The sequence below is a fragment of the Labrenzia sp. CP4 genome (genome assembly GCF_001579905.1).
Classification (GTDB): Bacteria; Pseudomonadota; Alphaproteobacteria; order Rhizobiales; family Stappiaceae; genus Roseibium; species Roseibium algicola.
Window position 1 is genome coordinate 780,309 of sequence record NZ_CP011927.1, and the last position, 26,437, is coordinate 806,745.

The window sequence follows — 26,437 nt, forward strand, 5'->3', positions numbered from 1 at the left end:
TCAATGGGCTTTGCTGCCTGAAGTGTCGGGGGCTGCTTCGTTGGTCTGCTTACGGCTGAAGATGCGCCGCACGGTGACGAACAGAAGCGGCACGAAGAAGATGCCGAGCACGGTGGAGGCGATCATGCCGCCCATGACGCCGATGCCGATGGAGTTCTGCGCACCCGAACCTGCCCCGGTGGCAATCGCCAGTGGCGTCACACCCAGGATGAAGGCGAAGGACGTCATCAGGATCGGCCGAAGCCGCTGGCGAGCGGCGTCCAGTGTCGCCTGCAGCAGGTCCTTGCCCTGGCGTTGTTGTTCGATGGCGAACTCCACGATCAGGATGGCATTTTTCGCCGCCAGGCCGATGGTCGTCAGCAGGCCGACCTTGAAGTAGACGTCGTTGGTTTGCCCGAAAATCAGGGCCGCCGCCAGGGCGCCGAAGACGCCGATCGGGACCGACAGCATCACCGCGAAGGGGATCGACCAGCTTTCATAAAGGGCGGCAAGGCATAGGAACACGATCAGGATCGAGATCGCATAAAGCGATGCGGCCTGATCGCCCGAAAGCCGTTCCTGATAGGACAGGCCGGTCCATTCATGAACGAAGCCTGCCGGAAGCTGGGCCACGAGCGCATCGATTTCCGCCATCGCGTCACCCGAGCTGATGCCGGGAGCCGCCTGGCCCTGCAGTTCCACAGCCGACGCGCCGTTGAAGCGCTCGAGCCGCGGGGAACCATAGGTCCAGCGCGATGAGGCGAAAGCGCTGAAGGGCACCATGTCGCCATTGGAATTGCGCACGTGCCACAGGTCCAGATCGGACGGCTGCATGCGGAACGGGGCATCGGCCTGCACATAGACCGGCTTGATGCGGCCACGGTCCATGAAGTCGTTGACGTAGTCGGACCCCCAGGCAATCGACAGGGTGTCGTTGATGTCCGGGATGCCGAGGTCGAGCAGGCGCGCTTTCTGCGTGTCGATGTCGACCTTGAACTGCGGCTGGTCTTCCTGGCCGTTGGGCCGTGTCGCCGCCAGTTTGCCGGATTGTGCCGCCATGCCCAGCAACTGGTTGCGAACCTCCATCAGCCGGTCATGACCAGCGCCATTGATGTCCTGCAGATAGAACGAAAAGCCGTTGGTGTTGCCCATACCCTGAATGGCAGGCGGGGCAAGGGCGAACACACGAGCGTCCTTGAACTGCGAGAAGGCTCCCATGGCACGGCCTGCAACTGCCTGAGCGGCAAGTCGCGGGTCTTCGCGCTCGGTGAAGTCCTTCATGCGGATGAAGGCGAGGCCGACATTCTGTCCCTGGCCGCCGAAACCGAAGCCGGCGACGGTGAAGACGCTGTCGACCGCATCCGGCTCGTTCTCCATGAAGTGGGTGCGTACCTTGTCGAGCACGGTCAGTGTCCGGCCCTGGGTCGCGCCAACGGGCAGGTTGACCATGGCAATCAGAATGCCCTGGTCTTCCTGCGGCAGGAAGGAGCTTGGCAGGCGATTGAACATCCAGCCCATGGCAACGCCGATTGCGATGAACAGCACAAGGAAGCGCTTGCCGCGTTTCAGGATGCCGCCATTTGCCGCCCTGTAGCCGTTTGCACTTGCGTCGAAACCCCTGTTGAACCAGGCGAAGGGACCACGCTTGTGGCCGTGGTCACCCTGCTTCAGCATGGTGGCGCACAGCGCAGGCGTCAGGATGAGCGCAACGAATACCGACAGCACCATGGCCGAAACGATGGTGATCGAGAACTGGCGGTAAATGATCCCGACGGAGCCGCCGAAAAACGCCATCGGCACGAAGACGGCGGACAGCACCACCGCAATGCCGATCAAGGCGCCGGTGATCTCGTTCATGGATTTGCGGGTTGCCTCGCGTGGTGGCAAACCTTCCTCCGCCATCACGCGTTCGACGTTTTCCACCACGACGATGGCGTCATCCACCAATAGCCCGATGGCGAGCACCATGGCGAACATCGTTAGCGTGTTGATCGAATAGCCGAACAGCGCAAGCACCCCGAAGGTGCCCAGCAGAACCACTGGCACGGCAAGTGTCGGAATGATGGTCGCGCGCAGGTTCTGCAGGAAGAGATACATCACCAGGAACACCAGCACGACTGCTTCCAGCAGTGTGTGGACCACCTTCTCGATAGAGAGCTTCACGAAGGGGGTGGTGTCATAGGGATAGACCACATCAACCCCGGCAGGCAGCGTGGAGGAGAGCCGGTCGATGGTGTCGCGTACCCGCTGGGCGGTGTCGATGGCGTTTGCACCGGTCGCAAGCGAGACCGCAAGGCCGGACGCGGGCATGCCGTTGTAGAAGGCAGAGGTGCTGTAGCTTTCGTTGGCAACTTCCACCCGGGCGACATCATTGAGGCGAACGACAGAGCCGTCTTCGGAGCTCTTCAGAATGATGTCGCGGAACTGCTGTGCAGTCTGCAGGCGGCTGGAGGCGGTGATGGTCGCGTTGAGCTGCTGCCCCTCGGCCTGTGGCAGACCGCCAAGCTGGCCGGCGGAAACCTGGGTGTTCTGGGCCTGGATGGCGGAACTGACATCGCTCGGCATCAGGTTGTATTTCAGCAATTTCGTCGGGTCGAGCCAGATGCGCATGGCATAGCCGGACCCGAACAGCCGGGTTTCACCGACGCCCTCGACGCGTTTCAGCGTGTCGTTGAGCGTGTTGTCGACATAGTCGGCAATGTCGGTGGAGGTCAGGCGTCCGTCCGTCGAAACGAAGCCGAGCACCATCAGGAAGCCGGAAGTCGACTTGGTGACGGTGATGCCCGTGTTCTGGACGATCTGCGGCAGCTGGCTGGAGACGAGCTGCAGCTTGTTCTGCACCTGCATCTGGGCAACGTCCGGATCCGCCTTGGAGGAGAACGTCAGTGAAATCTGGGCTGAACCGGAGTTCGATGACGTCGCGGTCATGTAGTCCAGGTAATCGATCCCGGACATTCCCTGTTCGATCACCTTGGTAATCGAGTTTTCGACCGTTGCCGCATCGGCGCCCGGATAATTGGCGCTGATGTTGACGGTGGTCGGTGCAATTTGCGGATATTGCGAAACGGAAAGCGTCGTGATGGCCAGTGCGCCTGCCAGCATCGTGACAATGGCAATGACCCAGGCAAAGATCGGCCTGTCGATGAAGAAAGCTGACATCAGTCGGAAGTCTCACTTGTGTTCGACACCGCCTCACCGCGGCTTTCCACCTCCCCCGTTGCTTCGTCAATGGTCACCAGAGTGCCTGTTGCCTCCTGGCCGGCCCGCACGAACAGCGAGCCTTCAACGATGACCCGGTCTCCCTCCGAGATGCCTTCGTTGACCAGCCAGTTGTTGCCGATGTCGCCTTCGACCCTCAGGACGCGCTCTTCCACCTTGCCGTCCTGGTCGAGGAACAATGCCGTCGGTTCGCCCCTGGCGTTGCGAGATACGGCGCGCTGCGGCACGAGGAACGAGTTCTGTGCAATGCCCTCCTCGACGATCGCCTGGACGTACATGCCCGGCAGGAGCAAACGATCGGGGTTCGGGAATTCGGCGCGCAGCGTGTAGGTGCCGGTTGTCGGGTCAACGTGGGCTTCCGAAAATTCCAGCTTGCCGGTTTCGGAGTATTCCTCTCCGGTTTCCAGCAGCAGGCGCACCTGCACGTTGTCACCGGACAACTTGATCCGGCCTTCCCGCACGGCCTTTCGCAGCTTCAGCAGGTTGGTGCTCGACTGGGTGACGTCGACATTGATCGGGTCAAGCTGACGGATGATGGTCAGCGGGGCCGACTGGCTGGCGGTCACCAATGCGCCGACGTTCAGCGTCGAGGCTTCGATGCGGCCCGAAATCGGTGCCTTGATGACGGTGTTGTCGAGATTGATCCTCGCAGTCTGCACGCTGGCCTTTGCGGAGGCGATGTCCGCCTTTGCCTGGGCGAGCGCCGCCTTGGCGTCGTCCAGCTCCTGCTTGGCGACGGCGTTCTGCGTAATCAGTTCCTCGTAGCGCTCAACCTTGGTCTGGGCGCTTGGCAGGGCAGCTTCCGCTTTCTGGAGAGCAGCCTGGGCACTGTCGTGTGCTGCCTTGTAGAGATCGTCCTCGATCCGGTAGAGCACGTCACCGGCGGTGACCTCCGTGCCTTCCTTGAACAGGCGTTCCTTGATGATGCCGCCGACCTCGGGCCGGACTTCCGCATCGAGGGACGCTGCGATCCTGCCCGAAAGCTTGGCCGTGATCGCGACCGACTCGGGCTCAAGTTCGACAACGCCGACTTCCGGTTTGGGTGCGGCCCCTCGCATCTGCTGGGCCTGAGCAATGCCGGACCCCAGGCTGGTGGAAATCAGGAAAGCGATGAGAAAAGCACGGAACGGCTTCTTCGTAGAGCACAGGTACGCAGTGCTCGAACCGAGAGGGGTACACGTCATTTCCGGGAGGAACCTCTTTGGAAGCGAATGCTGTGGAGTATTAGAAAACTCTCGGGTACCATTATTCTCTTCAAGGTTCCCTCGTCAATCGATTTTCGGTATCAGTTCGTAACGGGGAGGAGACAAAATGAGCTCTTCAAGAACAAAAATTGTGCAAATGGGTTCCTGTCCAGGCGGACTTGATGACTGTAACGAGCAGCGGCAACGCGGACGGCAGAAGGTCCATGACGAGGCGACGCTGAAGGCGCGCGTTGTCGAGGTCGCCTTCGGCACGTTCCAGAAGCATTCCTACAACGGCACGACCATGGCACTGGTCGCCAAGAATGCCGGTATTTCCAAGCGGACGCTTTACGAGTTGTTTCCGTCGAAAATCGAGCTCTTCGCGGAACTCGCAATACGCCACCGTGCCAATCTTCTTGATGTGCCGGCAGGCCGAAAGGCCGAAACCCTCGAAGAAGCCCTGAGGGCGGTCTTCAAGGTTGACCAGAGCGATGAAAAACACAATCAGCAGGCTGCCGAAATGCGTCTGTTCTATGTGGAGGCCGTCGCGAACGAAGAGCTGGGCATGCTTTTGAGGAAACACTGCGGCAGCGAACTGCATGATGTGGTGACTGCCTGGGTGGAGGACGAGGTCGAAAAAGGCCGGATCGTGGTCCAGTCTTCGCGCGACACGGCAAAGTATCTTCTGGATGTCCTCATTGCGGCTCGGCTGTTCCGCCCGAAGACACCCGACATGATCACGGGCCTGTCGGATATTCGCACCTACCTCAATCACACGATCCAGCTTATCCTGAACGGCCTGCTGCCACGCTGACCGTTCAGGAGGGATGCATCAGGATGCCTTGGCCTTGCGAAGAGGGGCGGGATCGGCTCTTTGCAGCCAGTGGCCGAGATCCAGGGTCGACCGCTGACCAAGTTCTGCACGGTTCTTTTCAAGAAACTCATCGGCAGCAGTGCGGCCTTCCTCGCGCAGTTCCTCCAGGAACGGCCAGGTGGAGTTGAGTTTGGATTGACCGCTGCGGCCATTCATGCCGGCACCTGCAATCCGGTGGATCCGCAGGTTGGCGACCGGATTGGAAGCCGGGCTGGCGGCACGATTGGCGTTGAGGCCTGTCAGGCTCGGCAGGAAACCTTGCCGGGGCGACTGTGTGCCAGCGCCCGCTTGATGTTGCAATTCCGCCAGCAACCGCAGTTCCTTAATCAAAGGCGCATTGAAGGAGATCTCCTTTTCGCGCGCGGCGATCTGCTGGGCATCCTGCGGCAGGGCAGCTCGTTCGGTAGGGCTCGTCTGGACCAGCAACAGATCCGCATCACCCGGCTCCAGAACCAGAGGCATCAGGCTGGGGTTGCCGGTATAGCCGCCGTCCCAGTAGTGCTCGCCGTCGATTTCGACCGCGTGAAAGAGAGACGGGAGACAGGCCGATGCCAGAAGCACATCGGTGCTGACGGCATCGTTGGAAAAGATGCGCGCTTCACCCGAACCGACATGGGTCGCAGTCACATGCAGCGGTATGGCCGAGCGGGCAATGGCGTCGATGTCGATCGTTTCGTCTATGATTTCCCGTAAAGGGTTGAAGCCTGCCGGGTTGAGATCGTAGGGCGACAGGAAGTTCATTCCCGCGCCGAAGAGAAACGGCAGGCTTTCGAAATCTATTCCCAATCCACCGAGTACAGCTCTCGATGTCGTCATGTTGAAGGGGGTAAACCGGCTTCGTTTGGAAACCGTTTTCCAGAAGCCCTCCAGTGACGTGCGCGCTTCTTCGCGCCCGCCTTTCATAAGGCCGGTCAGCAGAGCCGCCGCATTCATCGCGCCGGCGGATGTGCCCGAAAGGGCGTTGATCTCGAGTGTCTCTTCCTCCAGGAGACGGTCCAATACGCCCCAGGTGAAGGCGCCATGGGCACCGCCACCCTGGAGCGCCAGGTTCACACGTGTCCTGCGCGCTCCTTTGGCGCTATGTGAAACAGTATGTTTCAAGGTCCGGGTTCCTTTCCACGAAGTAGTGTCCAGCCCCGAAACGTTTCCTCGTGATATTTTTTGCTTGAGTTTCGTGCCCGGCCGCTGGTGAGCGGATTTCGGCGGTAAACCATTTTACGGCCTGCCGGTGCATCGGAAGACTAAGATATGCTGCAATGCAGCATCTTTCAATGCATGCACGCGTTTCGACAGGCTTTTACGGTGAGAAACGGCAGCCTTCCGCGGGAAAAATACTGCTGCGATGCGATGTCTCGAAGCCTGCGCGACAAAAGGGAGACTTGCGCAAGTTCCTGATTCCATGTCTGAATTCAGATACCTTCCCGGAATGCGCGGGCAGGTGATGTCGTTTTGGCTGAAACTTTGTGCAGACGATCGGGAGGATGCAGCGCAATGAGCGTGAAACTGACTTTTCTCGGAGGCGTCGGCACTGTTACAGGTTCGAAATATCTGCTGGAGAAAGACGGCACGCGTGTGCTGGTCGATTGCGGCCTGTTCCAGGGTTACAAGCAATTGCGGCTCAAGAACTGGGCGCCTTTGCCTGTCGATCCGAAAACGATCGACGCGGTCATCCTGACGCACGCCCATCTGGATCACTCTGGCTATCTGCCCCTCTTGGTTCGCAACGGCTTCAAGGGGCCGGTTGTCTGCACAAGGGCGACGCGGGATCTGTGCGCGATCCTCCTGCCGGACAGTGGGTTCTTGCAGGAAAAGGACGCGGAATTCGCCAATCGTCACGGGTTCTCGAAGCACCGTCCGGCCCTGCCGCTCTACACGAAAAAGGATGCGGAAGTGTCGCTGGACCGGTTCCGGCCAGTGGACTTCGATGACGTGCAAGAAATGCTGGGCGCTTTCAGCGTTACCTTCCGCAAGGCCGGTCATATTCTGGGGGCGGCGATTGTTGAGCTGACCTGGGGTGGCACAAGGATCGTCTTTTCCGGAGACCTCGGGCGCTACGGTGATGCGACGATGTTCGATCCGTCGCCGATCCGCGAGGCGGATTACCTGCTGGTCGAATCCACCTATGGCAATCGCCGGCACGAAAACCTTGATGCCGAGGACATCCTGGCCGAAGCCATCACCAAGACCGCACGGCGCGGTGGCACCGTTGTCATCCCCTCCTTTGCGGTCGGCCGGGCGCAATCACTGCTGTTCCATATCCAGAGCCTGAAGGAAGATGGCCGAATTCCCGACCTGCCGATCTTTCTCGACAGTCCCATGGCCGTCAGCGCCTCCAACATCTATGGCAAACACCCGGACGACCACCGGTTGACGGCGGAAGAATGCGACTGGTCCAACGGGGCGGCGCATTATGTGGCCGATGTGGAGGAATCCAAGGATCTCGATCGCAATCGCATGCCCAAGGTCATCGTTTCGGCCAGCGGCATGGCGACCGGCGGCCGGGTGCTGCATCACCTGAAACACTATGCGCCCGACCATCGCAACATGATCCTGTTCGCGGGCTTTCAGGCAGGGGGGACGAGAGGCGCGGCGATCACGTCCGGTGTGGCAAGTGTCCGGATCCATGGCTCCGACGTGCCGATCCGGGCTGAGGTCGGCAACCTGCACATGCTGTCAGCGCATGCGGATGCGGACGAAATCATGCGGTGGCTGGAAAACTTCGAGCGGCCGCCAAAGATGACCTACATCACGCATGGCGAACCGGATGCCGCCGACGCCCTGCGCTACAGGATCGAGAGCGAGCTGGATTGGCCGTGCTGGCTGCCGGACTACCGGGAAGACGTTGAACTGGAATAGCGATCGCCAAGAGCTCCTTCCCCCAGCTTCCGTACAGAGGGAATGAATGCCGGTATCGGAACCTGCGAGGCACTGGAAATAATCGTTTCTGCTATTTGCCGTTGCGTCATATTTGTCGCAGTGTTTAAGGTAGGGGCCAAGGTGTGTAGGGAGTGCTGGCTGTGTGGCGTTCTGTTCTCATGTCCTCGATCATGGCGGTCGCTGCCGTCACGTCTGCCAGGGCCGATGCCGTTGTGATCGGCGTGCCCGCCTGGCCCTCGGCTCAGGTCACCGCCTACATCATCGATGACATTCTCAAAGAGCGCCTCGGTGTAGAGACGGAACTGCGTGATCGAGGCACCCTGACAATTCTCTCCGATATCGGCCGGGGTGAGGTCCAGGTCCATCCGGAAGTCTGGTTCCCCAACCTGTCTGCAATGGCAGGGCGGTTGAGCGAGGAAAAGCATGTCCTGTCGCTCAGCCCCAAGAGCGTCGCCGCGACGCAGAATATCTGCGCGACACGCGCAACGGTTGAACAAACCGGCATCAAGGCGGTCGCCGACCTCGTGAAGCCTGAGATGGCCGCGCAATTCGACAGTGACGGCGATGGCAAGGGCGAGATCTGGATTGGCGCCCCGAGCTGGTCGTCAACGGAGATCGAAAAGATCAGGGCGCATTCCTATGGCTACGACCAGACAATGACGCTGCTGGAAATGCCGGAAGATGTCGCCATGGCCGCCGTTGATGCGGCCGTATCCTTCGGCAAGCCCGTGGTCTTCTATTGCTACGGACCGCACCATGTTTTTGAACTTCATGACATCGTGAAGCTGGAAGAGCCAGCGTACGACCCGGCACGCTGGACAATCGTCACCCGCGCTCAGGACAACGACTGGCTGGAAAAGTCACACGCCGACACCGCCTGGGACGCGTCCAGTTTCAAGATTGCGTTTGCGACTTCCCTTGAAAGCGGCATGCCCGAAGTGGCCTCGTTCCTGTCAGCCATGGAACTGACACCGGCCGATGTGACCGGGATGAGCTATGCCGTCGTTGTCGAGGGCAAACCGGCAGAAGATGTTGCAAGGGACTGGATTGCCGCGAATGCGGACAGGATCGGGGAGTGGACCAAATGATCAGGCTGCCGAGCGCATTTCGCACTGTCTTGAACTGGGTGCCGGCCATTGCGGTGCTGGCCTTTGCCGGCGTGGCGCTGGCACAATCCTTCCAGACGCAGATCTACGATCCGACGACACGCAAATGGGTGGACTATACCCCGCGCGCGGCGGCGAAATTCTATAACCGGCATGGCCAGTCGCCTGAAGAATTCCGGCGGCAGGTGGTTCCGTTCCGCACGGCTGAAAAGCCCGGTACCATCATCATCGATGGAGACAGGCACTTCCTTTACCTGGTTCAGCCCAACTTTCAGGCGATCCGATACGGGATTGGCGTGGGCCGCGACGGCTTCGGCTGGGCCGGCATCGTCAAGATCGGCCGCATGCAGGAATGGCCGACCTGGACACCGCCACCGGAAATGATTGCCCGTGATCCTGAATCCGCCCAGTGGGCGGGCGGCATGCCAGGCGGGCCCGACAATCCGCTCGGCGCCCGTGCGATGTATCTTTATATCGGCAACAAGGATTCCATCTACCGCATCCATGGCACCAACCAGCCCTGGACGATCGGTCTCAATATCTCATCGGGCTGTATTCGCCTGAACAACGAGGATGTCGCGGATCTCTACAGCCGCGTGGAAGTTGGCGCGAAGGTGATTGTGCTGATGCAGGGGGCTGCCCTTTACAAGGGCGTCTGAGACCTGTCGGTGAAGGGTGGGAGAAACTTGAAATGAATATCAGGGTATCGAACAGGCTTGTTGCGGGACTGGCCGCCGGGCTTTGTCTTTCCGTCGTCGCGGGTTGCAACACCAGCTCCAACCAGACACCGACCGCCGGTGCCGTGCGCTCGTCAGGCGAAACCGCACCAACCGACCTGCAACTGCTTTGTGCCTCGAAGGCCGCCGAAGAGCTGCAGGTTACCGGCGGCAATGTTCTGCCCGTCAGCTCCATGCCTTCGGGCGAAAACGCCTATCAGGTCAACCTGACCTTCGATGGCGGGCAGGCGGTTTGCGTCATTGACGAAGCCGGCACCGTTCAGTCGATCAATCGCGTTTAAGGAAGAGCCGGGCGGCTTCAGGCCTCCGGCAGATGCTTCAAGAGTGAAGCCTTGGCCCCGTGGATATGTTCCCGGGTGAGGTTGGAGGCGAGGTCCGCGTCGCCTTTTTCGCAGGCTTCCAGAATGGCGAAATGTTCGCGTCCCGCCCGTTCCATGCCGTTGGACATGACCAGCTGGGCCCGGATCTGTCGTTCCACCCGGTCGATGGCGTTGTCGGCAATCTCCTGAAAGAACTTCAGATCGCTGGCGCTGTAGAGCGTTTCGTGAAAATCGCGGTTGAGGTCGCCATAGGCCATCGGATCGGTGGCCGAGGAGAACGCCGCGCATTTTTCCCGTGCGTCTGCCAGCAGTTCCTTCGACATCAGCGGAACGGCATTGCGAATGATTTCCGGTTCGACCAGCGCACGCAGGTCAAAGATTTCCGCCGTTTCCCTGGGTGACAGACCGGCGACGACAGCCCCCTTGTAGCGCTGGGTCTTGACGAGGCCCTGTTCCTCCAGGCGTGAGATCGCTTCGCGTACAGGAATGCGGCTGGTGTTGAACAGGCGGGCGATTTCATCCTGGCGGAGAGGTTCGCCTTCTTCAAGCTGGCCCTCGATAATGGCTTTCCGCAGCGCGTCGAACACAATCGACGATGCCGAAGCAGTCGCGGAAATATCCATCGTTTTCAGTTTCATAGGACCAATTCTCCCTGAAGCCATCTTTTACGGGATCGCCCTTGATTGGTGAAGCGAAAATGATTTCGAATATTTTATATTGAATATTGGATCCAATCTGGTTTATCAATCTCGGGCCCAAGGGAACGCAGCAGGCAGCAGTTGATGGAACAGCTGGTGCTGCGAGGTCCTGGGGCGGTGCGCCGTGGGTCGGAAGGCCCGGCGCACGAAGAGCGAAGACCGACGGGACGGGCATCTGCCGTCCGGCGGATGAGCCGGAATACCCGACAGCTCGGGAGGCTGTCGGGCAAAGACCTGGTCCGGATCGAGCGGGAAATCCGCCGGCCGGGCAAGAAAAAACCCGGAGCGTGCAAGCGCCGGGGCCAGAATGCTTCAGAAGGAAGAGGGGAACTCATGATCAGGAAATTTGTGGCTGCCGCAGCCCTTTCGCTTGCCGCCGCGCTGCCGGTCAAAGCCGACATGCTGGACGATGTTGTCGATCGCGGTCAGCTGAAATGCGGCGTCGTGCTGGACTTTCCGCCGATCGGCTATCGGGACGAGAACAACGAGCCGGCCGGTTTCGACGTTGAATATTGCAATGACCTCGCCGCAGCGCTTGAAGTCGAGCCGATCATCTATCCGGTAACCTGGGCCGAGCGCCTGCCGGTGATCGTGACCGGCCGCGCGGATGTGGTGTTCGGCGCAACTTCCGACAGTCTCGCCCGTGCCCGTACCGTCGGTTTCACCATTCCCTACGCGATCTATTACGCGCAGGGTGTCGTCAATACGGAAAGCGGGATCAGCGCATTTGAAGATATCCGCGGCAAGCGTGTCGCTGCTGCCATCGGCACCGTGCCGGAGCAGGAGTGGCTCAAGATAGCGGCCGAATGGGGCGAAGAGCATCTCTACCAGGGCTATCAGTCCGAAAACGAAGTGTTTCTTGCTGTTGCCCAGGGCAAGGCCGATATCGGCCTGACCACCAACACCGCCGTCAAGCCGGTTACCGACCAGTATGAAACGCTGGAGCCCGGCCCGCGCATGCCTTGGACCACGGATTACACTTCCGTTGTCGCCAAGCGCGAAGACGTGACCTGGCTGAACTTCCTCAACCTCTTCGTCACCCACCAGGTCCGCTCCGGCCGCTATGCCGAGCTGTGGGGCAAATATGTCGGTGGGGAAGCTCCGGAACTGCGTATCCCGGGCGTGATGTACTGAGGGTGAAGCCTTGACGGGTGATCCTATCCTCCTCGGAGGAGCGCGGGGTCACCTGCAACTTGCGACAAATACAGTGCCACCCCGGGCGACCGAAGGGAGACCCGGGGCTCACTCACCCCCGGAAAGTTTGAAGCGTGTGCTGATCCTCGGCGAAGAGATCCGCGGCTTCAGCAAGTTTCACCAAGAGTAGACCCCGGATCTGCGCCGCGCTTTCCGGGGTGACACCCGGAATACCAACCTCGGCAGTGCTCTTGTCTGACGGGATCTCACGAATGCGTATGCCTTGCCCCGATAAGGCGGGATAGCCGGAGCAATTCGTAACAAATGTTCGACTATAATTTCCATTGGCGGCCAGTGCTGAAAAGCCTGCCCGATCTGCTGGAGGCCGGGTTGCTGACGCTTGAAGTCGCGACCCTGTCGATGGTGATCGGCATCGTGGTCGGTCTTGCGCTGGCGCTGATCCGGCTGAAGCTGAAGGGGCCGCTCTACTGGCTTGCGACAACGTGGGTGGAACTGGCGCGCAATACGCCTGCGCTGTTCCAGCTGTTCTTCTTCGGCTTCGGGCTCGGCGCCTTCGGTATTCACCTGACGCCGTTTTTCATCGTGCTTGCCGGGCTCAGCTTCAACTGTGCCGGCTATCTGGCGGAGAATTTTCGCGGCGGCTTTCAGGCAGTGCCCGAGACGCAGCTGCGGGCGGCACGGTCGTTGGGAATGACCTCCTGGCAGGCTTATACCCGCATCGTCATCCCTCAGGTTTTTCGCATCGTCTATCACCCGGTCACCAACCAGATGGTCTGGGCGGTGTTGATGTCTTCACTCGGCATGCTGGTCGGGTTCCGCGAACTGTCAGGCGAGACCCAGTTTTTCGCCAGCCGCACCTTCCGCATCTTCGAATATTTCGCAGTCACGGCCGTCATCTACTACGTGATCGTCAAATTCATCCTGGCGGCGTCCCGGCTCCTTGCCATGCGTCTGTTCCGGTACTGAGGGGGCTGACATGAAAGAATCCATCAGCTTCTTTTCAGGCTTCAACATTCACGATTTCTGGTTCCTCGGTGAAGCTGCACTCCGGACCCTCTGGATCTCGGCTGTGTCGATTACCATCGGGACCGTGCTCGGCGGTCTGTTCGGCTGGATGCTTTACGAGGGCCGGCTGGCGGCGACGCTGCTGCTGGGGCCGGTGCTGGATGTGTTCCGCTCCGTGCCGCTGATTATCCAGCTTGTGCTGTTCTACAATTTTGCGCCCATCGTCGGTCTGGATTTCGATCCGTTTGCGTCGGGCGTGGTGATCCTGACCGCCTACACCGCTTCTCTGGTAGCCAACGTTGCCCGCGGCGGCATCGAGGCTGTTGGCAAGCCGATGCGCCGGGCGGCGCGTTCGCTGGGGCTCAGCTACTGGCAGGACATGCGCTACGTGGTGTTGCCCATCGGCGGGCGGGCCGTGTTTCCGGCCTGGGTCGGTGTTGCACTCGGCGTCATGAAGGATTCCGCGCTGGTGTCCGTGCTCGGCTATGTCGAGCTGCTCAAGGCCAGCCAGATCCTGATCACGCGGACACAGGAACCCTTCCTGATCCTCTCCCTCGCCGGCGCGTTCTACTTCGCGCTGTCCTTCCCGATCTCGCGCTATGCCGCAAAACTGGAAAAAAGGTGGGCCCAATGATCGAGATACGCGGCCTTGAGAAATATTTCGGCGCTCTTCAGGTGCTCAAGGGCATCGACCTTGATGTCGAAAAGGGCGAAGTGCTTTCCGTCATCGGCGCGTCCGGGTCGGGCAAGTCGACACTGCTTTATTGCATCAACGGCCTGGAGCCGATCCAGAAGGGATCGGTGGTGGTCGACGGCACCAACGTTCACGCCAAGGCGACGGACATCAACAAGCTGCGCCAGAAGCTCGGCATGGTGTTCCAGCAATGGAACAGCTTTCCGCATCTGACCGCGTTGGAAAATGTTGCGCTGGCGCCGAGGATCGTGAAAGGCAAATCGAAAGCGGAAGCCGAGGCGATTGCGGAAAAGCAGCTTCGTCATGTCGGCCTTGCGGACAAGCTGAAAGTGTATCCGAACAATCTGTCGGGCGGGCAGCAGCAGCGTCTCGCGATTGCGCGGGCACTGGCCATGGAACCGACCTACATGCTCTTCGACGAGGCGACATCCGCGCTGGATCCGGAGCTGGTCGGCGAAGTGCTGGATACGATGCGCCTGCTGGCCGAGGAAGGCATGACGATGATCTGCGTCACCCACGAAATGGGCTTTGCCCGGGACGTCTCCGACCGGGTCGCCTTCTTCCACAAGGGCGTAATGGAGGAGATCGGCCCGCCGGCCCAGATCTTCGGTCAGCCTGAATCCGAGAACACCCGAAAATTTCTTGCTAACGTGCGCTGACCCGGCGCAACTAGACCTTACCGTCAGGCCTCAAGGCCCGTGCTTTGCACGTGGGAGCCAACCGGCAGGCCCGACCCATCCAGGAGTGAATGATGACGTCCAATATCTTTTCCGGCTGCATGCCTGCCCTGATGACCCCGTGCAAGGCCGACCGTTCGCCCGATTTCGATGCCCTCGTGAAGAAGGGCAAGGAACTGATCGAAGCCGGCATGTCCGCCGTCGTCTATTGTGGCTCCATGGGCGACTGGCCTCTCCTGACGGACGAGCAGCGCATGGAAGGCGTCGAGCGTCTGGTGAAGGCGGGTGTACCGGTGGTCGTTGGAACCGGGGCGGTCAACACCAAATCCGCCGTTGCCCATGCCGCCCATGCGGCAATGGTTGGCGCGCATGGTCTCATGGTCATCCCGCGCGTTCTGTCTCGCGGCATTTCCGTGTCGGCGCAGCGCAACCATTTCAGCGATATCCTGAAAGCGGCTCCGAACCTGCCAGCAGTAATCTACAACAGCCCCTATTACGGTTTCGCCACCCGCGCCGACCTGTTCTTCGACCTGCGCCGGGAATTCCCGAACCTGATCGGCTTCAAGGAATTCGGCGGCCTTGCGGACTTGCGCTATGCGGCTGAAAACATCACTTCGCAGGACGACCAGGTGACGCTGATGGTCGGTGTCGACACCGCCGTCTATCACGGCTTCATCAACTGTGGTGCGACCGGTGCGATCACAGGTATCGGCAATGCCATTCCCAAGGAAGTCCTGCATCTGGTGGCGCTTTGCAAGAAGGCCGCAGAAGGCCATGCGGAAGCGCGCCTGCGGGCAAAGGAACTGGAAGAGGCGCTGGCTGTTCTGTCCAGTTTCGATGAAGGCCCGGACCTGGTGCTCTACTACAAGCACCTGATGGTGTTGAACGGCGACACCGAATACACGCTGCACTTCAACGAGACCGATGCCCTCAACGATGCGCAGCGCAACTATGTCGAAGCGCAGTACAAGCTGTTCAAGACCTGGTACGCCGACTGGAGCACGCAAGGCGGCGTGATCGCCGAATGCGCGTAATCGACAGCCATACCGCGGGTGAACCGACCCGCGTCGTGCTCGATGGTGGCCCCAATCTCGGATCGGGGACACTGGCGGAACGCGCCGCCCGGCTGGAAGCCGAGCATCTCGATTTCTGCGCTTCCGTCGTTCTGGAACCGCGCGGTCACGATGCCATTATCGGTGCGCTGCTGGTGCCGCCGTCCAATCCGGATTGTGTTGCCGGGGTGATCTACTTCAACAACCTGCAGAACCTTGGCATGTGCGGCCACGCCACCATCGGCCTTGGTGTCACCCTGGCGCACCTCGGCCGGATCGGGCCGGGGCGGCACAAGTTCGAAACGCCGGTGGGCGTTGTCGAGATCGATCTGATCGACGCCAACACGGTGTCGGTGGTCAACATCGAGAGCTACCGACTGGCGAAGGATGTCACGCTTGAGGTCGAAGGCATTGGTCCGGTCACCGGTGATGTCGCCTGGGGCGGCAACTGGTTCTTCCTGGTCAAGAACAGCCCGGTTGCCCTGACGGGTGCCAATATCCGCCCGCTGACCGACCTCACGCTGAAGATCCGCGATGCGCTGGAAAAGGCCGGTGTTACCGGTAAGGACGGTGCCTGGATCGACCATATCGAGCTGTTCGGGCCGGCCGAAGACCCGTCCGCGCAAAGCCGCAACTTCGTGCTGTGCCCGGGTGGTGCGTATGACCGCTCGCCTTGTGGAACAGGCTGTTCGGCCAAGCTGGCCTGCCTTGCCGCCGATGGTGCGCTGGCACCGGGTGAGGACTATCTGCAGGAAAGCGTCATCGGCAGCACCTACAAGATCAGCTACCAGCCCGGCCCGGGCGGCGGCGTTATTCCGACCATCACCGGACAGGCCTTCGTCACGTCCGATGCCAACCTGATTTTCAATCCGGCGGACCCCTACCGCGCAGGGATACGCCTTTAAGCCCCGGATAAGCCAAGTCATGGATTACAGGAATTTAGTCGGCGGGCAGTGGCTCGAAACAACCGACAGCACGCCCAACGTCAACCCGTCCGATATCAGCGATATCCTCGGCTACGCGGCGAAGGCCGGTGTCGATCAGCTGGACCAGGCCATCGATGCAGCGCATCAGGCAGCACCTGGCTGGGCGGCGTCGACGCCGCAGCAGCGTTTTGATGTGCTGGATTTCGTCGGGACAGAACTTCTGGCTCGCAAGGCCGAATTAGGCCGTCTGCTTTCGCGTGAGGAAGGCAAGACACTGCCGGAAGGTATTGGCGAGGTGGCGCGTGCCGGGCAGATCTTCAAATTCTTTGCCGGCGAAGCATTGCGCCTCGCTGGCGACAGACTGGCATCCGTCAGGCCCGGTATCGAAGTTGACGTCACCCGGTTTCCGATCGGGGTTGTCGGGCTGATCACACCTTGGAACTTCCCGATTGCAATCCCTGCCTGGAAGATTGCTCCGGCACTTTGCTACGGCAACGCAGTCATCTTGAAACCGGCTGAGCTGGTGCCGGGTTGCGCACATGCGCTCATCGAGATCCTGTCCCGGTCCGGCTTGCCGGAAGGCGTGGTCAACCTCGTGATGGGACGTGGCTCGCAGATTGGTCCGCGCCTGGTGGAAAGTGCGAAGGTGAAGGCGATTTCCTTTACCGGCTCGGTGCCGACTGGGCGGGGAATCGCGGCGGCCTGTGGTCAGCACCTGAAGAAGGTGCAGCTGGAAATGGGCGGCAAGAACCCGATGGTGGTTCTGGACGATGCCGACCTTGCCATCGCCGTCGAAGCTTCGCTCAACGGTGCCTTCTTCTCGACCGGCCAGCGCTGCACGGCAAGCTCGCGGCTGGTCGTGACCGAGGGCATTCACGACCGGTTCGTCGAAGCCCTTGCCGAGCGCATGCAGGCGCTGAAGGTCGGCAACGCCCTGGAAGATGGCGTGCAGATGGGGCCGGTGGTCGATGAGCGGCAACTGCAGCAGAACCTTTCCTATGTCGATATCGCGGCAAAGGAAGGCGGCAAGGTTCAGGGCGGGGAACGGCTCAACCGCGACACGGAAGGTTTCTACATGGCGCCGGCCCTGGTGAGCGAAACCGACAACGCCATGCGGATCAACACCGAAGAGGTCTTCGGCCCGGTCGCATCCGTTATTCGCGTGAAGGATTACGAGGAAGCGCTGGCCGTCGCCAACGATACGGAATTCGGGTTGAGCGCTGGTATCTGTACCACGTCACTGAAGCACGCCAGCCACTTCAAGGCCAATGCCGAAGCCGGCATGGTGATGGTCAATCTGCCGACGGCAGGTGTCGATTATCACGTGCCTTTTGGCGGCACCAAAGGATCCAGCTTCGGCTCGCGCGAGCAAGGCCGTTACGCAGCAGAATTCTACACTTCGGTCAAGACTGCCTACACGCTCCCCTAAAGTGTGGCCAACGGGCAGCAAACTGCCTGCGGGGCACTTCGCCCTGCCTCGCAGGCCTTTTTGAAAGACTTTGAAAATGGCGGACGAGACCGTCCAGGATATCATCGTGATCGGCGCCGGCATCATCGGCATCAGTTCCGCGCTTGCCCTGCAGGCAACGGGGCGGCAGGTGCTTGTGCTAGATCGGCAGGCAGAAACAGCGCGTGCATCGGAGATGAACGCCGGAGCTTTCGCCTTTACCGATATCGTCCCGCTGGCAACGCCCGGCATCATGCGCAAGGCACCGAAATGGTTGCTCGATCCGCTTGGTCCTCTCTCCGTTCCACCCGCCTATGCCCTCAAGATCGCACCTTGGATGCTGCGGTTCTGGCGGGCAAGCTGGCCGGATCGCTACCAGGCGTCGATGTCGGCACAGGCCGCCTTGATGAAGCTGGCGCAGGACGCCCTTGCCCGGCAGGTTTCGGACACCGGAGCAGCCTCCCTGATCCAGGCCGAAGGGCAGCTGCAGCTTTATGAAGGTGAAGCGGAATTCCGCGCCAGCCTGCCCGGCTGGGAGCTGCGCAAGCAACATGACATCCGCTTCGAATTGCTTGAGAGCCCGGAGGCTATCGCCGCCATTCAGCCGGGTCTTGACCGTCGCTTCACTCATGCCGCCTTCACGCCGGACTGGACCAACACTTGTGATCCCGCCCGCTGGCTGGCGCATCTGACGTCTGTCTTCCTGCAGCGGGGCGGACGGATCGAAAGCGCTGACGTATCAGGTCTGAAGCCGAGTGAAGACAGTGTTCAGATCGAAGCTTCCGATAAGGCCGGGATGGCGAAACAGGTCGTCGTGGCCGCAGGTGCCTGGTCGCACCGCCTTGCAAAGACGATCGGCGACCGCATCCCTCTTGAGACCGAACGCGGCTACAATACGACGTTGCCGGAAGGTTCCTTTGACCTGAAAACCCACCTGACCTTTTCCGGTCACGGCTTCGTCGTTACCAAGATCAATGGCGGCGTCCGTGTCGGTGGGGCCGTCGAATTGGGCGGGCTGACGCTTCCGCCGAATTTCAAGCGCGCCGACATCCTGCTGGACAAGGCCAGGCGGTTCCTGCCTGCCCTGAAAACGGACGGCGGCAAGAAATGGATGGGCTTCCGGCCCTCCATGCCCGACAGCCTGCCCGTCATCGACCGCTCACCCGGTGACCACCGGGTCGTCTATGCCTTCGGGCATGGTCACCTCGGCCTGACGCAGTCCGCAGGGACGGCGGAACTGGTCGCCAATCTCGTATCCGATACACAAAACCCCGTCGATATGGCCGCCTTTTCCGCGCGGCGCTTCTAAACTCTTTTGGAGGAGGAACTTCATGAAAATTACGGCCATCAACGTCTTTCAGGTCGACCTTCCCCTGAAAGAAGGGCGCTACAGCTGGTCCAACGGCAATTTCGTGGAAGTCTTCGACAGCACCGTTGTCGAGATCGAGACCGACGAAGGCCTCAAGGGCTACGCCGAATGCTGCCCGCTCGGGTCTGCCTATCTGCCGAGTTATGCCCTTGGGGTGCGGTCAGGACTTCAGGAACTGGCACCCCACCTGATCGGGAAGGATCCGCTCAATATCGGTGAAATCAACCGGGTGATGGATGCTGCGCTGCGCGGTCATCCCTATGCCAAGGCGCCGATCGACATCGCCTGCTGGGACCTGCTGGGCAAGGCGACGGGCCAGCCGCTTTATACGTTGCTTGGCGGTGCAGCCCAGGACGACGTGGTGCTTTACCGGGCGATCAGCCAGGAAGCGCCGGAGATCATGGCAAAGAAGATCGAGGGGTATGCGGCCGAAGGCTATACCAAGTTCCAGTTGAAGGTCGGCGGCGATGCCAATGACGATATCGACCGCATCCACGCCACCCGCGAAGTTTTGAAGAAATCGGATCTGCTAGTGGCCGACGCCAACACCGGCTGGACCCGGCATGAAGCCGCGCGCGTCGTCGGGGCAGTGTCCTCGCTTGATGTCTATATCGAGCAACCCTGCCTCACATATGAGGAAAGCGTCTCCATTCGCCGCCGGACGGCGCTGCCCTTCGTTCTGGACGAGGTGATCGACGGGCCGAACACGCTGGTGCGCGGCATTTCCGAAGACGCGATGGATTGCATCAACCTGAAGATCTCGAAGGTCGGTGGCCTGACCAAGGCCAAGCTGATGCGTGATCTCTGCATTGCCCACGGTATTCCGATGACGATCGAAGACACCTGGGGTGGGGACATCGTTACGGCGGCGATCGCCCATCTGGCGCGCTCGACTCCATCGGATTTCACTTTCTCGGCTACGGACTTCAACAGCTACGGCACGGTCGATATCGCGGAAGGCGCACCCAAGCGTGTCAATGGCCGCATGACGGCTTCCGAGCTGCCGGGCCTCGGTGTCACGCCGATCTTCGATGCTTTGGGCGAACCTGTCGCTCGCTATTCCTGAACCGGCTGACCTCAAGGGCAGAGACATGCGCAGCAGCAAGACCATCCATGTGATTTCCTGCCACGCGGAAGGCGAGGTCGGCGACGTGATCGTCGGCGGCGTCGCCCCTCCGCCGGGCGAAACGCTCTGGGAACAGAGAAGCTTCATTGCGAAGGACCAGACGCTGCGCAATTTCGTGTTGAACGAACCGCGCGGAGGTGTGTTCCGTCATGTGAACCTGCTTGTCCCGCCCAAACATCCGGAGGCGGATGCCGCCTTCATCATCATGGAGCCGGAAGACACGCCGCCGATGTCAGGATCCAACTCCATCTGCGTCTCCACGGTGCTGCTTGACGGCGGTATTGTTCCGATGGTCGAACCGGTCACGGAGATGGTTCTGGAAGCACCCGGCGGACTGGTGCGGGTGAAGGCCGAATGCCGAAATGGCAAGGCGGAGCGCATCTTCGTCCAGAACGTCACCAGCTTTGCCGACAAACTGTCAGTGCCGCTGGAAGTGGAAGGCATCGGCACGCTGACGGTCGACACCGCCTATGGCGGCGACAGTTTCGTGGTCGTCGACGCCGAGGCGCTCGGGTTCGGGATCGTCGAAGACGAGGCCAAAGACATTGCCCGCCTGGGTGTCCGGATCACCAATGCAGCCAACGAACAGCTCGGCTTTTCCCATCCGGAAAATGCCGACTGGAACCACATCTCCTTCTGCGCCTTCTGCGGCCCGCTGTCGAAGACGCCGACGGGCCTCTCCGGTCGGTCCGCTGTTGCCATCCAGCCGGGCAAGGTCGACCGCTCCCCCACGGGTACGGCCGTTTCTGCCCGGATGGCGCTGATGGCGGCGAAGGGGCAAATGAACGTCGGCGACACCTTCGAAGCCGTTTCCATCATCGGGTCCACCTTCACCGGCCGGATCGTTTCACAACAGATGGCGGGCGACCGGGCCGGGATTATTCCGGAAATTTCCGGGCGTGGCTGGGTCACCGGCATTCACCAACACATGCTCGACCCAAGCGACCCCTGGCCTGGCGGCTACAAGCTTAGCGATACCTGGGGTGCGTGATTGTCGGGCTGAGGTGACGTAGAGAATGACTGGTCTTGTTGGGGTGTTTCCCTAGCGGGACTTGTCATAAATATCGATATGGCTCTACTGGCAAGCTTCCTTACGTCATTCGTCTATAAGGAAAAACGTCAAGTAAACTGAATTCCTCAACTCCATTCCTCTAAAGCGAATTTTGGAGGAAAGGAAAAATTACCAGTATCGGCCGGTTAAGACTTGTGAGTGGTGCAGGAAAGCATTTTAGTAGCGCCAAGACCTGAATATTTGCGAACGCATGATTATGGACAAATTGGCGAAAAGAGGCGTTTGCCTCATTGGTTGCGGTTTCATGGGCAAGGCTCTGGTGGAAGCCTGGCTGGCAAAGGGAATGCCTGCCGGTTCCATCTACGTGCGCGATCCCCGACCATCCGGCTGGCTGCAAAGCCAGGCGGGCGTCAACATCAACGAGCCTTTCCCGGCGTCTCCGGCCGCGATTGTCATCGCCACTCGTCCGCAGATCGTGGAGAAGGTTCTGGCGCCGCTCGGCTCCTTCGGTGGTGGCGAAACGGTGATCCTGTCGATTGCGGCCAGTAAACCGATTTCGGTGCTGGAAAAGCAATTCCCGGATGGAACGCCAATCATTCGCGCGATGCCCAACCTGCCGGCAACGGTCGGCTCTGCTGTCTCGACCTTTGTTGCCAACGAGGCGCTGACTGCCAGCCAGAAGGTGGAAGCCCTCAAGCTGATTGCCGCCTTCGGCTCGGTTGTTGAATTGCCGGACGAAGGCCTGCTGCCGGTGGTTACTGCCTTGTCCGGTGCGGGGCCTGCCTATGTGTTTGCCATGGCCGAGGCCTTTGCCGCGGCAGGGGCACGCCTTGGTCTGCCGGAGGACCTTGCTCATGAGTTGGCCGTGCGCACAGTGGCCGGCGCCGGGCGCATGCTTGCGCAGCCAGACGCGGATGCGACCGGGTTCCGCGTCGCCGTGACGTCCAAAGGCGGCACGACCGAAGCAGGCATGCTGGAGTTCATGGCTGACGAGAACGGCATTCAGGATCTCGCCCGCCGCACGGTTGAAGCCGCTGCCGAGCGCTGCAAGGAACTGTCCGGACTGAAACCTGCCGAGCAGCCCCGGACCCTGCGGCTCGTCAGGGACTAGTGGCGGTTTCCAGCAGACCCCACCTGGCTCTTCTGTAGGTCTCTAGGCCTTCAGAACTGAGGCTATATCCGAGGTTTGCAGCCGTTGGTAAGCGGATTTGATTGTGCTGCCAAAGGCCGCTGATCCTGGCAGGTCGTCGCCGAAAACCTCCGAGAGCGACAGCATCCTGTCGACATACGCGTTGCCGTCCGTTTCCTGCACAATGGTGCCAATCCTTGCGGACAGGGGGTCGTTCAACGGCAGCGAGGCGCCCGTTCTTGAAACACCGCGGCAATAGAGCATCCATGCGGCAACGGCGAGTGCGGAGAGTTTCCAGGAACTGCCGTCCTTCAGGTGTTGCAGGATCGGCGCCAGTAGCCGTTGCGGCAGTTTCTGGCTGCCGTCGGAGGCGATCTGGGTGGTCTTGTGGTGAAGGGCGGTGTTTTCGAACCGCGCGATCAGGGCCTCGGCATAGGCTTTGATGTCGACACCGTCCGGGACAGTCAGCGTCGGGGCCTGTTCGCTCAGCATGAGATCCAGGGCAGCTTGCCGGAAAACGGGATCGGCCATGCAGTCGGCAATCGTTTCCTTGTCTGCCAGCGCCCCAAGATAGGCGAGAAACGAATGGCTGCCGTTCAGCATCCGAAGTTTCATGTCTTCGAACGGGGCGACATCGTCCACGAATTCGGCGCCGGCCAGATGCCAGTCCGGACGCGGGCCGGCAAACCGGTCCTCGATCACCCACTGGCGGAACGTTTCGCACAGGATGCCGTTCCGGTCCTTGCGGCCAAGAGCGTTCTCCAGGGTCTCGAACGAACTGTCCGTCATGGCCGGGGTGATGCGATCCACCATGGAACAGGGAAAGGTGCAAGTGTCCTCGATCCAGGCCGCCTGGGCAGGGCTCAGAAGTGCCGCGAAGTCCAGAACCGCACGGCGGCACAGCGCGCCGTTGGCGGGAAGATTGTCACAGGAAAGGATCGTCAAACCGGCGAGACCGGCTGCCTGCCGCCGCCTGAGACCTTCCACCAGCACGCCGACGGCGGTGGAAGGGGCTTCGGGCGTTGCGAGGTCCTGCCGGATGCCGGCGTTGTCTTCGTCCAGCCTGCCGTCCTTCAGGCAATAGCCCTTCTCGGTGATCGTCAGCGTGATCACGGCAAGGTCCGGATCGGCGATCCGGTCCGGCAGGGCATCGATGCCGTCGCGCTTGGGGTGGACGGTCGCGCATATGACGCCGACCTGGCGCAGAGAGAGGTCATCGCCCGACATTTCGCCGACGGTGTAGATCCCGTCAGCCTCGTCAAGGCGCGTCAGGTCGTCGGCACCGGAGTTGAGCCGGGCAACCGCGACACCCCAGTCGCTTTTTGTTCCGCGCAGCATCTCGTCGTGAAACACCAGAACATGCGCCTTGGAAAAGGCGCCAAAGCCGATGTGCAGCAGTCGGATGCGCAGCTTTGTCCGGTCGTAGTCGACCGTTTCAACCAAGTGACTGATACCGGTCATGATTGGCTCACCGTGAAGTCAATGGTATCGCCCGTTTTCCGCTCAGTTCCGTTGACGGTCAACGTGCCGGCACCAGCGAGCCAAAGGGTGACCTTGTCGAAGGCGGGTTGCCAGTTGCCGGATCTTTGCCAATCCAGATGGACTGTTTCCCCTGTTAGGGAAAGGCAAAGCCGGGTCAAACAGCTCTCGCCTGCCAGTGCGTCCACCGTGTCACCGTCATCGTCATAAAATTGCGAGTGCCTGTCCGGTGTTCCTTCCGGCTGGGGATAGATGCGCCACGTGCGCAAGGTGTCGGAAGACGGTGTCGACCTCAGGTTTTCGGCTGCCATCGGCAGCACCGTACCGCCTCGAACGAACAGCGGAATGGTGTCAAGAGCCACCGGCACGTCGACCACCTGGCCGCCTTCATGCCTGCTGCTGCCGTCAAAGGCCCACCAGCCTTCTTCGTTGGCAGGCAGCGTGACCCGCCGCGACGTTGCGCCTTCCTCGACCACTGTCGCGACCAGAAGATCCCGGCCCAGCAGGAAGTCGAATTCAGCCTCCCGGCAGGCAGGGTCGTTCGGGTAATCCAGGAACAGAGGCCGCAGCATCGGCTCGCCTTCGGTCACGGCACGGTGCAGCAGGCCGTAAAGATAAGGGATCAGCTGCGCCCGGAACTTCAGCGCGTTGCGTACGAGCGGCGTTATTTCCGGATACATCCAGGCTTCGTTGGCGGTGCCGTCGTCGTTCCAGGAATGGATCGTGAAACGCGGATGGAAAATGCCGTTCTGTACCCAGCGCAGGAACAGCTCCGGCTCCGGCCGGGGGCCGGCAAAGCCGCCGACATCGTGGCCGATGTTGTAGAAGCCGGAGAGACTGAGGCCGAGGCCCATCGGAATGTTCCAGCGCAGCGTGTCCCAGCTGGTGAAATTGTCGCCTGTCCAGGTCTGGGCATAGCGCTGCGTGCCGGGGCAGGCGCAGCGGGAAATCAGGTAGGGCCGCTTTTTCGGCTGGTGGGCAACCTGGGCCTCAAACGAGGCCCGTGTCATCAGCTGGCTGTGCAGCGGACGGATCAGATTGACCGGGATCGGCTTGCCGAAGCCGGCGCAGACGGCTTCGTCGTCCCACACCTCATATTCGTTATTGTCATTCCAGGTGCAGGGAATGCCCCTGGAAAAGAGCTTGTCCTTCAGGTTTTGTTGCCACCAGCGGACAGTGTCCCCGTTGGTGAAGTCAAGGTGTGAACCATAGCCGTCCCAGAAAGGTGACTGCTCGGGTGTGCCGGTTTCACTGTCGCGAATGAAGAGCCCGGCCTCGGCTGCTTCCTTGAACAGCGGGTGGTCGTCCAGAAGCACCGGCTTGATATTGGCGATGAGGTTGATGCCGGCCTCGGCATAGGCGCGGGTCATGGTCTCGACATCGGGGAAGCGGTCGGTGTTCCAATGGAACACGTAGCGCTTGCCCTTGATGGCGGTATAGCCCGAGGACATCTGGAAACTGTCGCATGGCATGTCTTCTTCCGACAGCTTGCCAAGGAACTCCATCAGCCGTTCCTGTGCATTTTCGGAATCGGTATAGGCCATGGTCGAGCCGGAGTACCCAAGCCCCCACCGCGGCATGAAGGCGGTGCCGCCTGTCAGCCCGTGATGCTGCTTGACGATATCCAGAACGCTCGGTGCCCAGCTGAAGTAATAGTCAAGGTCACCATCGGCAGCGCGGAAGGCGCGGAAAGGCAGGTGGTAATTGTCTTTCTCGTTGCCGAGGTCGAACCAGCAGGGAGCCAGCGTGTCGTAGTAGAGCCCGACTGCGCCGAGCCGGCCCTTGTCGGTGATGGTGAAGGGAATGTGCTTGTAGAGCGGGTCGGTGGTTTGCGCGTCGTATCCCATGGCATCGAGATTGCGCATCTCGAAGCGCCTGCCGGTGCGCTCCAGGCCACCGGCCTTTTCGCCGAGACCGTAGTAACGCTCATCCGGGTTTCGCCGCATGAAATGATGATTGCGATGGTCGCGGCGCCCGATCATGTAGGCGTCCTGGGGCCGGTCGCGGGCGATCTCCTGCCAGGGTTCGCCGGCAGCGGGCCGGCTTTCCCAGACCAAGGCAAGCGGGGTATTGATGGTCAGGCGCAGGTTTTCCGTTTCCAGGACAAGCCTGCCTTCCTGCTCTTCCAGCACGAAGTCGGGGCAGGAGAAGCCTGCGAGGTCGTCCCGCGTACGGCCGTCGAACGGCACGTCGCCTTCCGGTGCGATGGCCCAGGTCCGATCCAGACGATAGGTCCCGTCCTTCAGCAGAACAACGCGGATGAGCGCATTTTCGAGAACCTTGACCACCAGGCGGTGCCGGTTCTCGACTTCAAGTGCGATCCCGGCGCTGGAGCGGCCCAGGTAACGCCAGTTTTTGAGGACTTTCATGAC

22 protein-coding genes are annotated in these 26,437 nt (G+C 60.7%); 16 read left to right on the forward strand and 6 right to left on the reverse strand.

The window, feature by feature from the left end; genetic code table 11:
- Complete coding sequence (locus ACP90_RS03745; protein ID WP_062486849.1) at positions 1 to 3,138, reverse strand: efflux RND transporter permease subunit; 3,138 nt, start codon at positions 3,136 to 3,138, stop codon at positions 1 to 3.
- Positions 3,138 to 4,256, reverse strand: coding sequence for an efflux RND transporter periplasmic adaptor subunit (locus ACP90_RS03750; protein WP_205838739.1), 1,119 nt, complete (start codon positions 4,254 to 4,256; stop codon positions 3,138 to 3,140). Before ACP90_RS03750 ends, ACP90_RS03745 begins: the two co-directional genes overlap by 1 nt.
- Positions 4,257 to 4,539: 283 nt before the next feature.
- Here ACP90_RS03750 and ACP90_RS03755 point away from each other — a divergent pair, with 283 nt between their 5' ends.
- Positions 4,540 to 5,196 (forward strand): TetR/AcrR family transcriptional regulator, encoded by a 657-nt coding sequence (locus ACP90_RS03755; protein ID WP_055661552.1) that lies wholly within the window; start codon positions 4,540 to 4,542, stop codon positions 5,194 to 5,196.
- Positions 5,197 to 5,214: 18 nt separating this feature from the next.
- Here the strand turns inward: ACP90_RS03755 and ACP90_RS03760 are convergent, their stop codons facing one another.
- On the reverse strand, positions 5,215 to 6,357 hold the full coding sequence (locus ACP90_RS03760; RefSeq protein WP_082809657.1) for a patatin-like phospholipase family protein: 1,143 nt from the start codon (positions 6,355 to 6,357) through the stop codon (positions 5,215 to 5,217).
- 390 nt (positions 6,358 to 6,747) lie between these two features.
- On the opposite strand from ACP90_RS03760, the gene ACP90_RS03765 reads away from it, so the two are divergent.
- The 4 genes from ACP90_RS03765 to ACP90_RS03780 all read left to right on the forward strand — a co-directional run bounded on the left by ACP90_RS03765 (position 6,748) and on the right by ACP90_RS03780 (position 10,257).
- Positions 6,748 to 8,112 (forward strand): MBL fold metallo-hydrolase, encoded by a 1,365-nt coding sequence (locus ACP90_RS03765; protein WP_201030450.1) that lies wholly within the window; start codon positions 6,748 to 6,750, stop codon positions 8,110 to 8,112.
- Positions 8,113 to 8,273: 161 nt separating this feature from the next.
- Entirely contained in the window at positions 8,274 to 9,221 is a 948-nt protein-coding gene (locus ACP90_RS03770; RefSeq protein ID WP_228932626.1) for a glycine betaine ABC transporter substrate-binding protein, read from the forward strand.
- Positions 9,218 to 9,898, forward strand: coding sequence for a L,D-transpeptidase (locus tag ACP90_RS03775; RefSeq protein WP_023000133.1), 681 nt, complete (start codon positions 9,218 to 9,220; stop codon positions 9,896 to 9,898). Before ACP90_RS03770 ends, ACP90_RS03775 begins: the two co-directional genes overlap by 4 nt.
- Positions 9,899 to 9,930: 32 nt before the next feature.
- Positions 9,931 to 10,257, forward strand: coding sequence for a hypothetical protein (locus tag ACP90_RS03780; protein WP_062486855.1), 327 nt, complete (start codon positions 9,931 to 9,933; stop codon positions 10,255 to 10,257).
- Positions 10,258 to 10,274: 17 nt separating this feature from the next.
- Here ACP90_RS03780 and ACP90_RS03785 read toward each other — a convergent pair whose 3' ends face one another.
- Positions 10,275 to 10,934 (reverse strand): GntR family transcriptional regulator, encoded by a 660-nt coding sequence (locus ACP90_RS03785; protein WP_055661557.1) that lies wholly within the window; start codon positions 10,932 to 10,934, stop codon positions 10,275 to 10,277.
- Positions 10,935 to 11,327: 393 nt separating this feature from the next.
- Between ACP90_RS03785 and ACP90_RS03790 the strand changes: the two genes are divergently transcribed.
- From ACP90_RS03790 to ACP90_RS03840, 11 genes are all read left to right on the forward strand, one after another.
- Entirely contained in the window at positions 11,328 to 12,128 is an 801-nt protein-coding gene (locus tag ACP90_RS03790) for a transporter substrate-binding domain-containing protein (RefSeq protein WP_062491325.1), read from the forward strand.
- A gap of 324 nt (positions 12,129 to 12,452) precedes the next feature.
- The gene (locus ACP90_RS03795; RefSeq protein ID WP_055661559.1) at positions 12,453 to 13,115 is read left to right on the forward strand and encodes an amino acid ABC transporter permease; all 663 of its coding nucleotides are present in this window, start codon (positions 12,453 to 12,455) and stop codon (positions 13,113 to 13,115) included.
- A gap of 10 nt (positions 13,116 to 13,125) precedes the next feature.
- The gene (locus tag ACP90_RS03800; protein WP_023000138.1) at positions 13,126 to 13,788 is read left to right on the forward strand and encodes an amino acid ABC transporter permease; all 663 of its coding nucleotides are present in this window, start codon (positions 13,126 to 13,128) and stop codon (positions 13,786 to 13,788) included.
- Positions 13,785 to 14,507 (forward strand): amino acid ABC transporter ATP-binding protein, encoded by a 723-nt coding sequence (locus ACP90_RS03805; RefSeq protein ID WP_062486857.1) that lies wholly within the window; start codon positions 13,785 to 13,787, stop codon positions 14,505 to 14,507. Before ACP90_RS03800 ends, ACP90_RS03805 begins: the two co-directional genes overlap by 4 nt.
- A gap of 92 nt (positions 14,508 to 14,599) precedes the next feature.
- On the forward strand, positions 14,600 to 15,559 hold the full coding sequence (locus ACP90_RS03810; RefSeq protein ID WP_062491327.1) for a dihydrodipicolinate synthase family protein: 960 nt from the start codon (positions 14,600 to 14,602) through the stop codon (positions 15,557 to 15,559).
- Positions 15,550 to 16,482, forward strand: a complete 933-nt coding sequence (locus ACP90_RS03815; RefSeq protein ID WP_062486859.1) for a proline racemase family protein — start codon at positions 15,550 to 15,552, stop codon at positions 16,480 to 16,482. Before ACP90_RS03810 ends, ACP90_RS03815 begins: the two co-directional genes overlap by 10 nt.
- Positions 16,483 to 16,501: 19 nt before the next feature.
- Positions 16,502 to 17,932 carry an aldehyde dehydrogenase family protein gene (locus ACP90_RS03820; RefSeq protein WP_062486861.1) on the forward strand — a complete coding sequence of 477 codons (1,431 nt, stop codon included), beginning with the start codon at positions 16,502 to 16,504 and terminating at the stop codon, positions 17,930 to 17,932.
- A 76-nt stretch (positions 17,933 to 18,008) separates the two neighbouring features.
- Complete coding sequence (locus ACP90_RS03825) at positions 18,009 to 19,259, forward strand: FAD-binding oxidoreductase (protein WP_062486863.1); 1,251 nt, start codon at positions 18,009 to 18,011, stop codon at positions 19,257 to 19,259.
- A gap of 22 nt (positions 19,260 to 19,281) precedes the next feature.
- The gene (locus ACP90_RS03830; RefSeq protein ID WP_062486865.1) at positions 19,282 to 20,385 is read left to right on the forward strand and encodes a cis-3-hydroxy-L-proline dehydratase; all 1,104 of its coding nucleotides are present in this window, start codon (positions 19,282 to 19,284) and stop codon (positions 20,383 to 20,385) included.
- Between the two features lie 25 nt (positions 20,386 to 20,410).
- The gene (locus ACP90_RS03835; RefSeq protein WP_062491330.1) at positions 20,411 to 21,436 is read left to right on the forward strand and encodes a proline racemase family protein; all 1,026 of its coding nucleotides are present in this window, start codon (positions 20,411 to 20,413) and stop codon (positions 21,434 to 21,436) included.
- A 277-nt stretch (positions 21,437 to 21,713) separates the two neighbouring features.
- Positions 21,714 to 22,568 (forward strand): pyrroline-5-carboxylate reductase, encoded by an 855-nt coding sequence (locus ACP90_RS03840; protein WP_228148129.1) that lies wholly within the window; start codon positions 21,714 to 21,716, stop codon positions 22,566 to 22,568.
- Positions 22,569 to 22,610: 42 nt separating this feature from the next.
- Here ACP90_RS03840 and ACP90_RS03845 read toward each other — a convergent pair whose 3' ends face one another.
- Positions 22,611 to 24,047, reverse strand: a complete 1,437-nt coding sequence (locus ACP90_RS03845; RefSeq protein ID WP_062486869.1) for a mannitol dehydrogenase family protein — start codon at positions 24,045 to 24,047, stop codon at positions 22,611 to 22,613.
- Complete coding sequence (locus ACP90_RS03850) at positions 24,044 to 26,434, reverse strand: TIM-barrel domain-containing protein (RefSeq protein WP_062486871.1); 2,391 nt, start codon at positions 26,432 to 26,434, stop codon at positions 24,044 to 24,046. Before ACP90_RS03850 ends, ACP90_RS03845 begins: the two co-directional genes overlap by 4 nt.
- Positions 26,435 to 26,437: the final 3 nt, after the last annotated feature.

Bases quoted from the DNA above. Each gene is read 5' to 3' on its own strand.
- ACP90_RS03790 (WP_062491325.1), top strand. From the start codon at position 11,328: ATGATCAGGAAATTTGTGGCTGCCGCAGCCCTTTCGCTTGCCGCCGCG.
- ACP90_RS03810 (WP_062491327.1), top strand. From the start codon at position 14,600: ATGACGTCCAATATCTTTTCCGGCTGCATGCCTGCCCTGATGACCCCG.
- ACP90_RS03820 (WP_062486861.1), top strand. From the start codon at position 16,502: ATGGATTACAGGAATTTAGTCGGCGGGCAGTGGCTCGAAACAACCGAC.
- ACP90_RS03850 (WP_062486871.1), bottom strand. From the start codon at position 26,434: ATGAAAGTCCTCAAAAACTGGCGTTACCTGGGCCGCTCCAGCGCCGGG.
- ACP90_RS03755 (WP_055661552.1), top strand. From the start codon at position 4,540: ATGGGTTCCTGTCCAGGCGGACTTGATGACTGTAACGAGCAGCGGCAA.
- ACP90_RS03835 (WP_062491330.1), top strand. From the start codon at position 20,411: ATGCGCAGCAGCAAGACCATCCATGTGATTTCCTGCCACGCGGAAGGC.
- ACP90_RS03825 (WP_062486863.1), top strand. From the start codon at position 18,009: ATGGCGGACGAGACCGTCCAGGATATCATCGTGATCGGCGCCGGCATC.
- ACP90_RS03800 (WP_023000138.1), top strand. From the start codon at position 13,126: ATGAAAGAATCCATCAGCTTCTTTTCAGGCTTCAACATTCACGATTTC.
- ACP90_RS03795 (WP_055661559.1), top strand. From the start codon at position 12,453: ATGTTCGACTATAATTTCCATTGGCGGCCAGTGCTGAAAAGCCTGCCC.
- ACP90_RS03805 (WP_062486857.1), top strand. From the start codon at position 13,785: ATGATCGAGATACGCGGCCTTGAGAAATATTTCGGCGCTCTTCAGGTG.
- ACP90_RS03845 (WP_062486869.1), bottom strand. From the start codon at position 24,047: ATGACCGGTATCAGTCACTTGGTTGAAACGGTCGACTACGACCGGACA.
- ACP90_RS03840 (WP_228148129.1), top strand. From the start codon at position 21,714: ATGGACAAATTGGCGAAAAGAGGCGTTTGCCTCATTGGTTGCGGTTTC.
- ACP90_RS03785 (WP_055661557.1), bottom strand. From the start codon at position 10,934: ATGAAACTGAAAACGATGGATATTTCCGCGACTGCTTCGGCATCGTCG.
- ACP90_RS03745 (WP_062486849.1), bottom strand. From the start codon at position 3,138: ATGTCAGCTTTCTTCATCGACAGGCCGATCTTTGCCTGGGTCATTGCC.
- ACP90_RS03765 (WP_201030450.1), top strand. From the start codon at position 6,748: ATGAGCGTGAAACTGACTTTTCTCGGAGGCGTCGGCACTGTTACAGGT.
- ACP90_RS03780 (WP_062486855.1), top strand. From the start codon at position 9,931: ATGAATATCAGGGTATCGAACAGGCTTGTTGCGGGACTGGCCGCCGGG.
- ACP90_RS03830 (WP_062486865.1), top strand. From the start codon at position 19,282: ATGAAAATTACGGCCATCAACGTCTTTCAGGTCGACCTTCCCCTGAAA.
- ACP90_RS03775 (WP_023000133.1), top strand. From the start codon at position 9,218: ATGATCAGGCTGCCGAGCGCATTTCGCACTGTCTTGAACTGGGTGCCG.
- ACP90_RS03815 (WP_062486859.1), top strand. From the start codon at position 15,550: ATGCGCGTAATCGACAGCCATACCGCGGGTGAACCGACCCGCGTCGTG.
- ACP90_RS03750 (WP_205838739.1), bottom strand. From the start codon at position 4,256: ATGCGAGGGGCCGCACCCAAACCGGAAGTCGGCGTTGTCGAACTTGAG.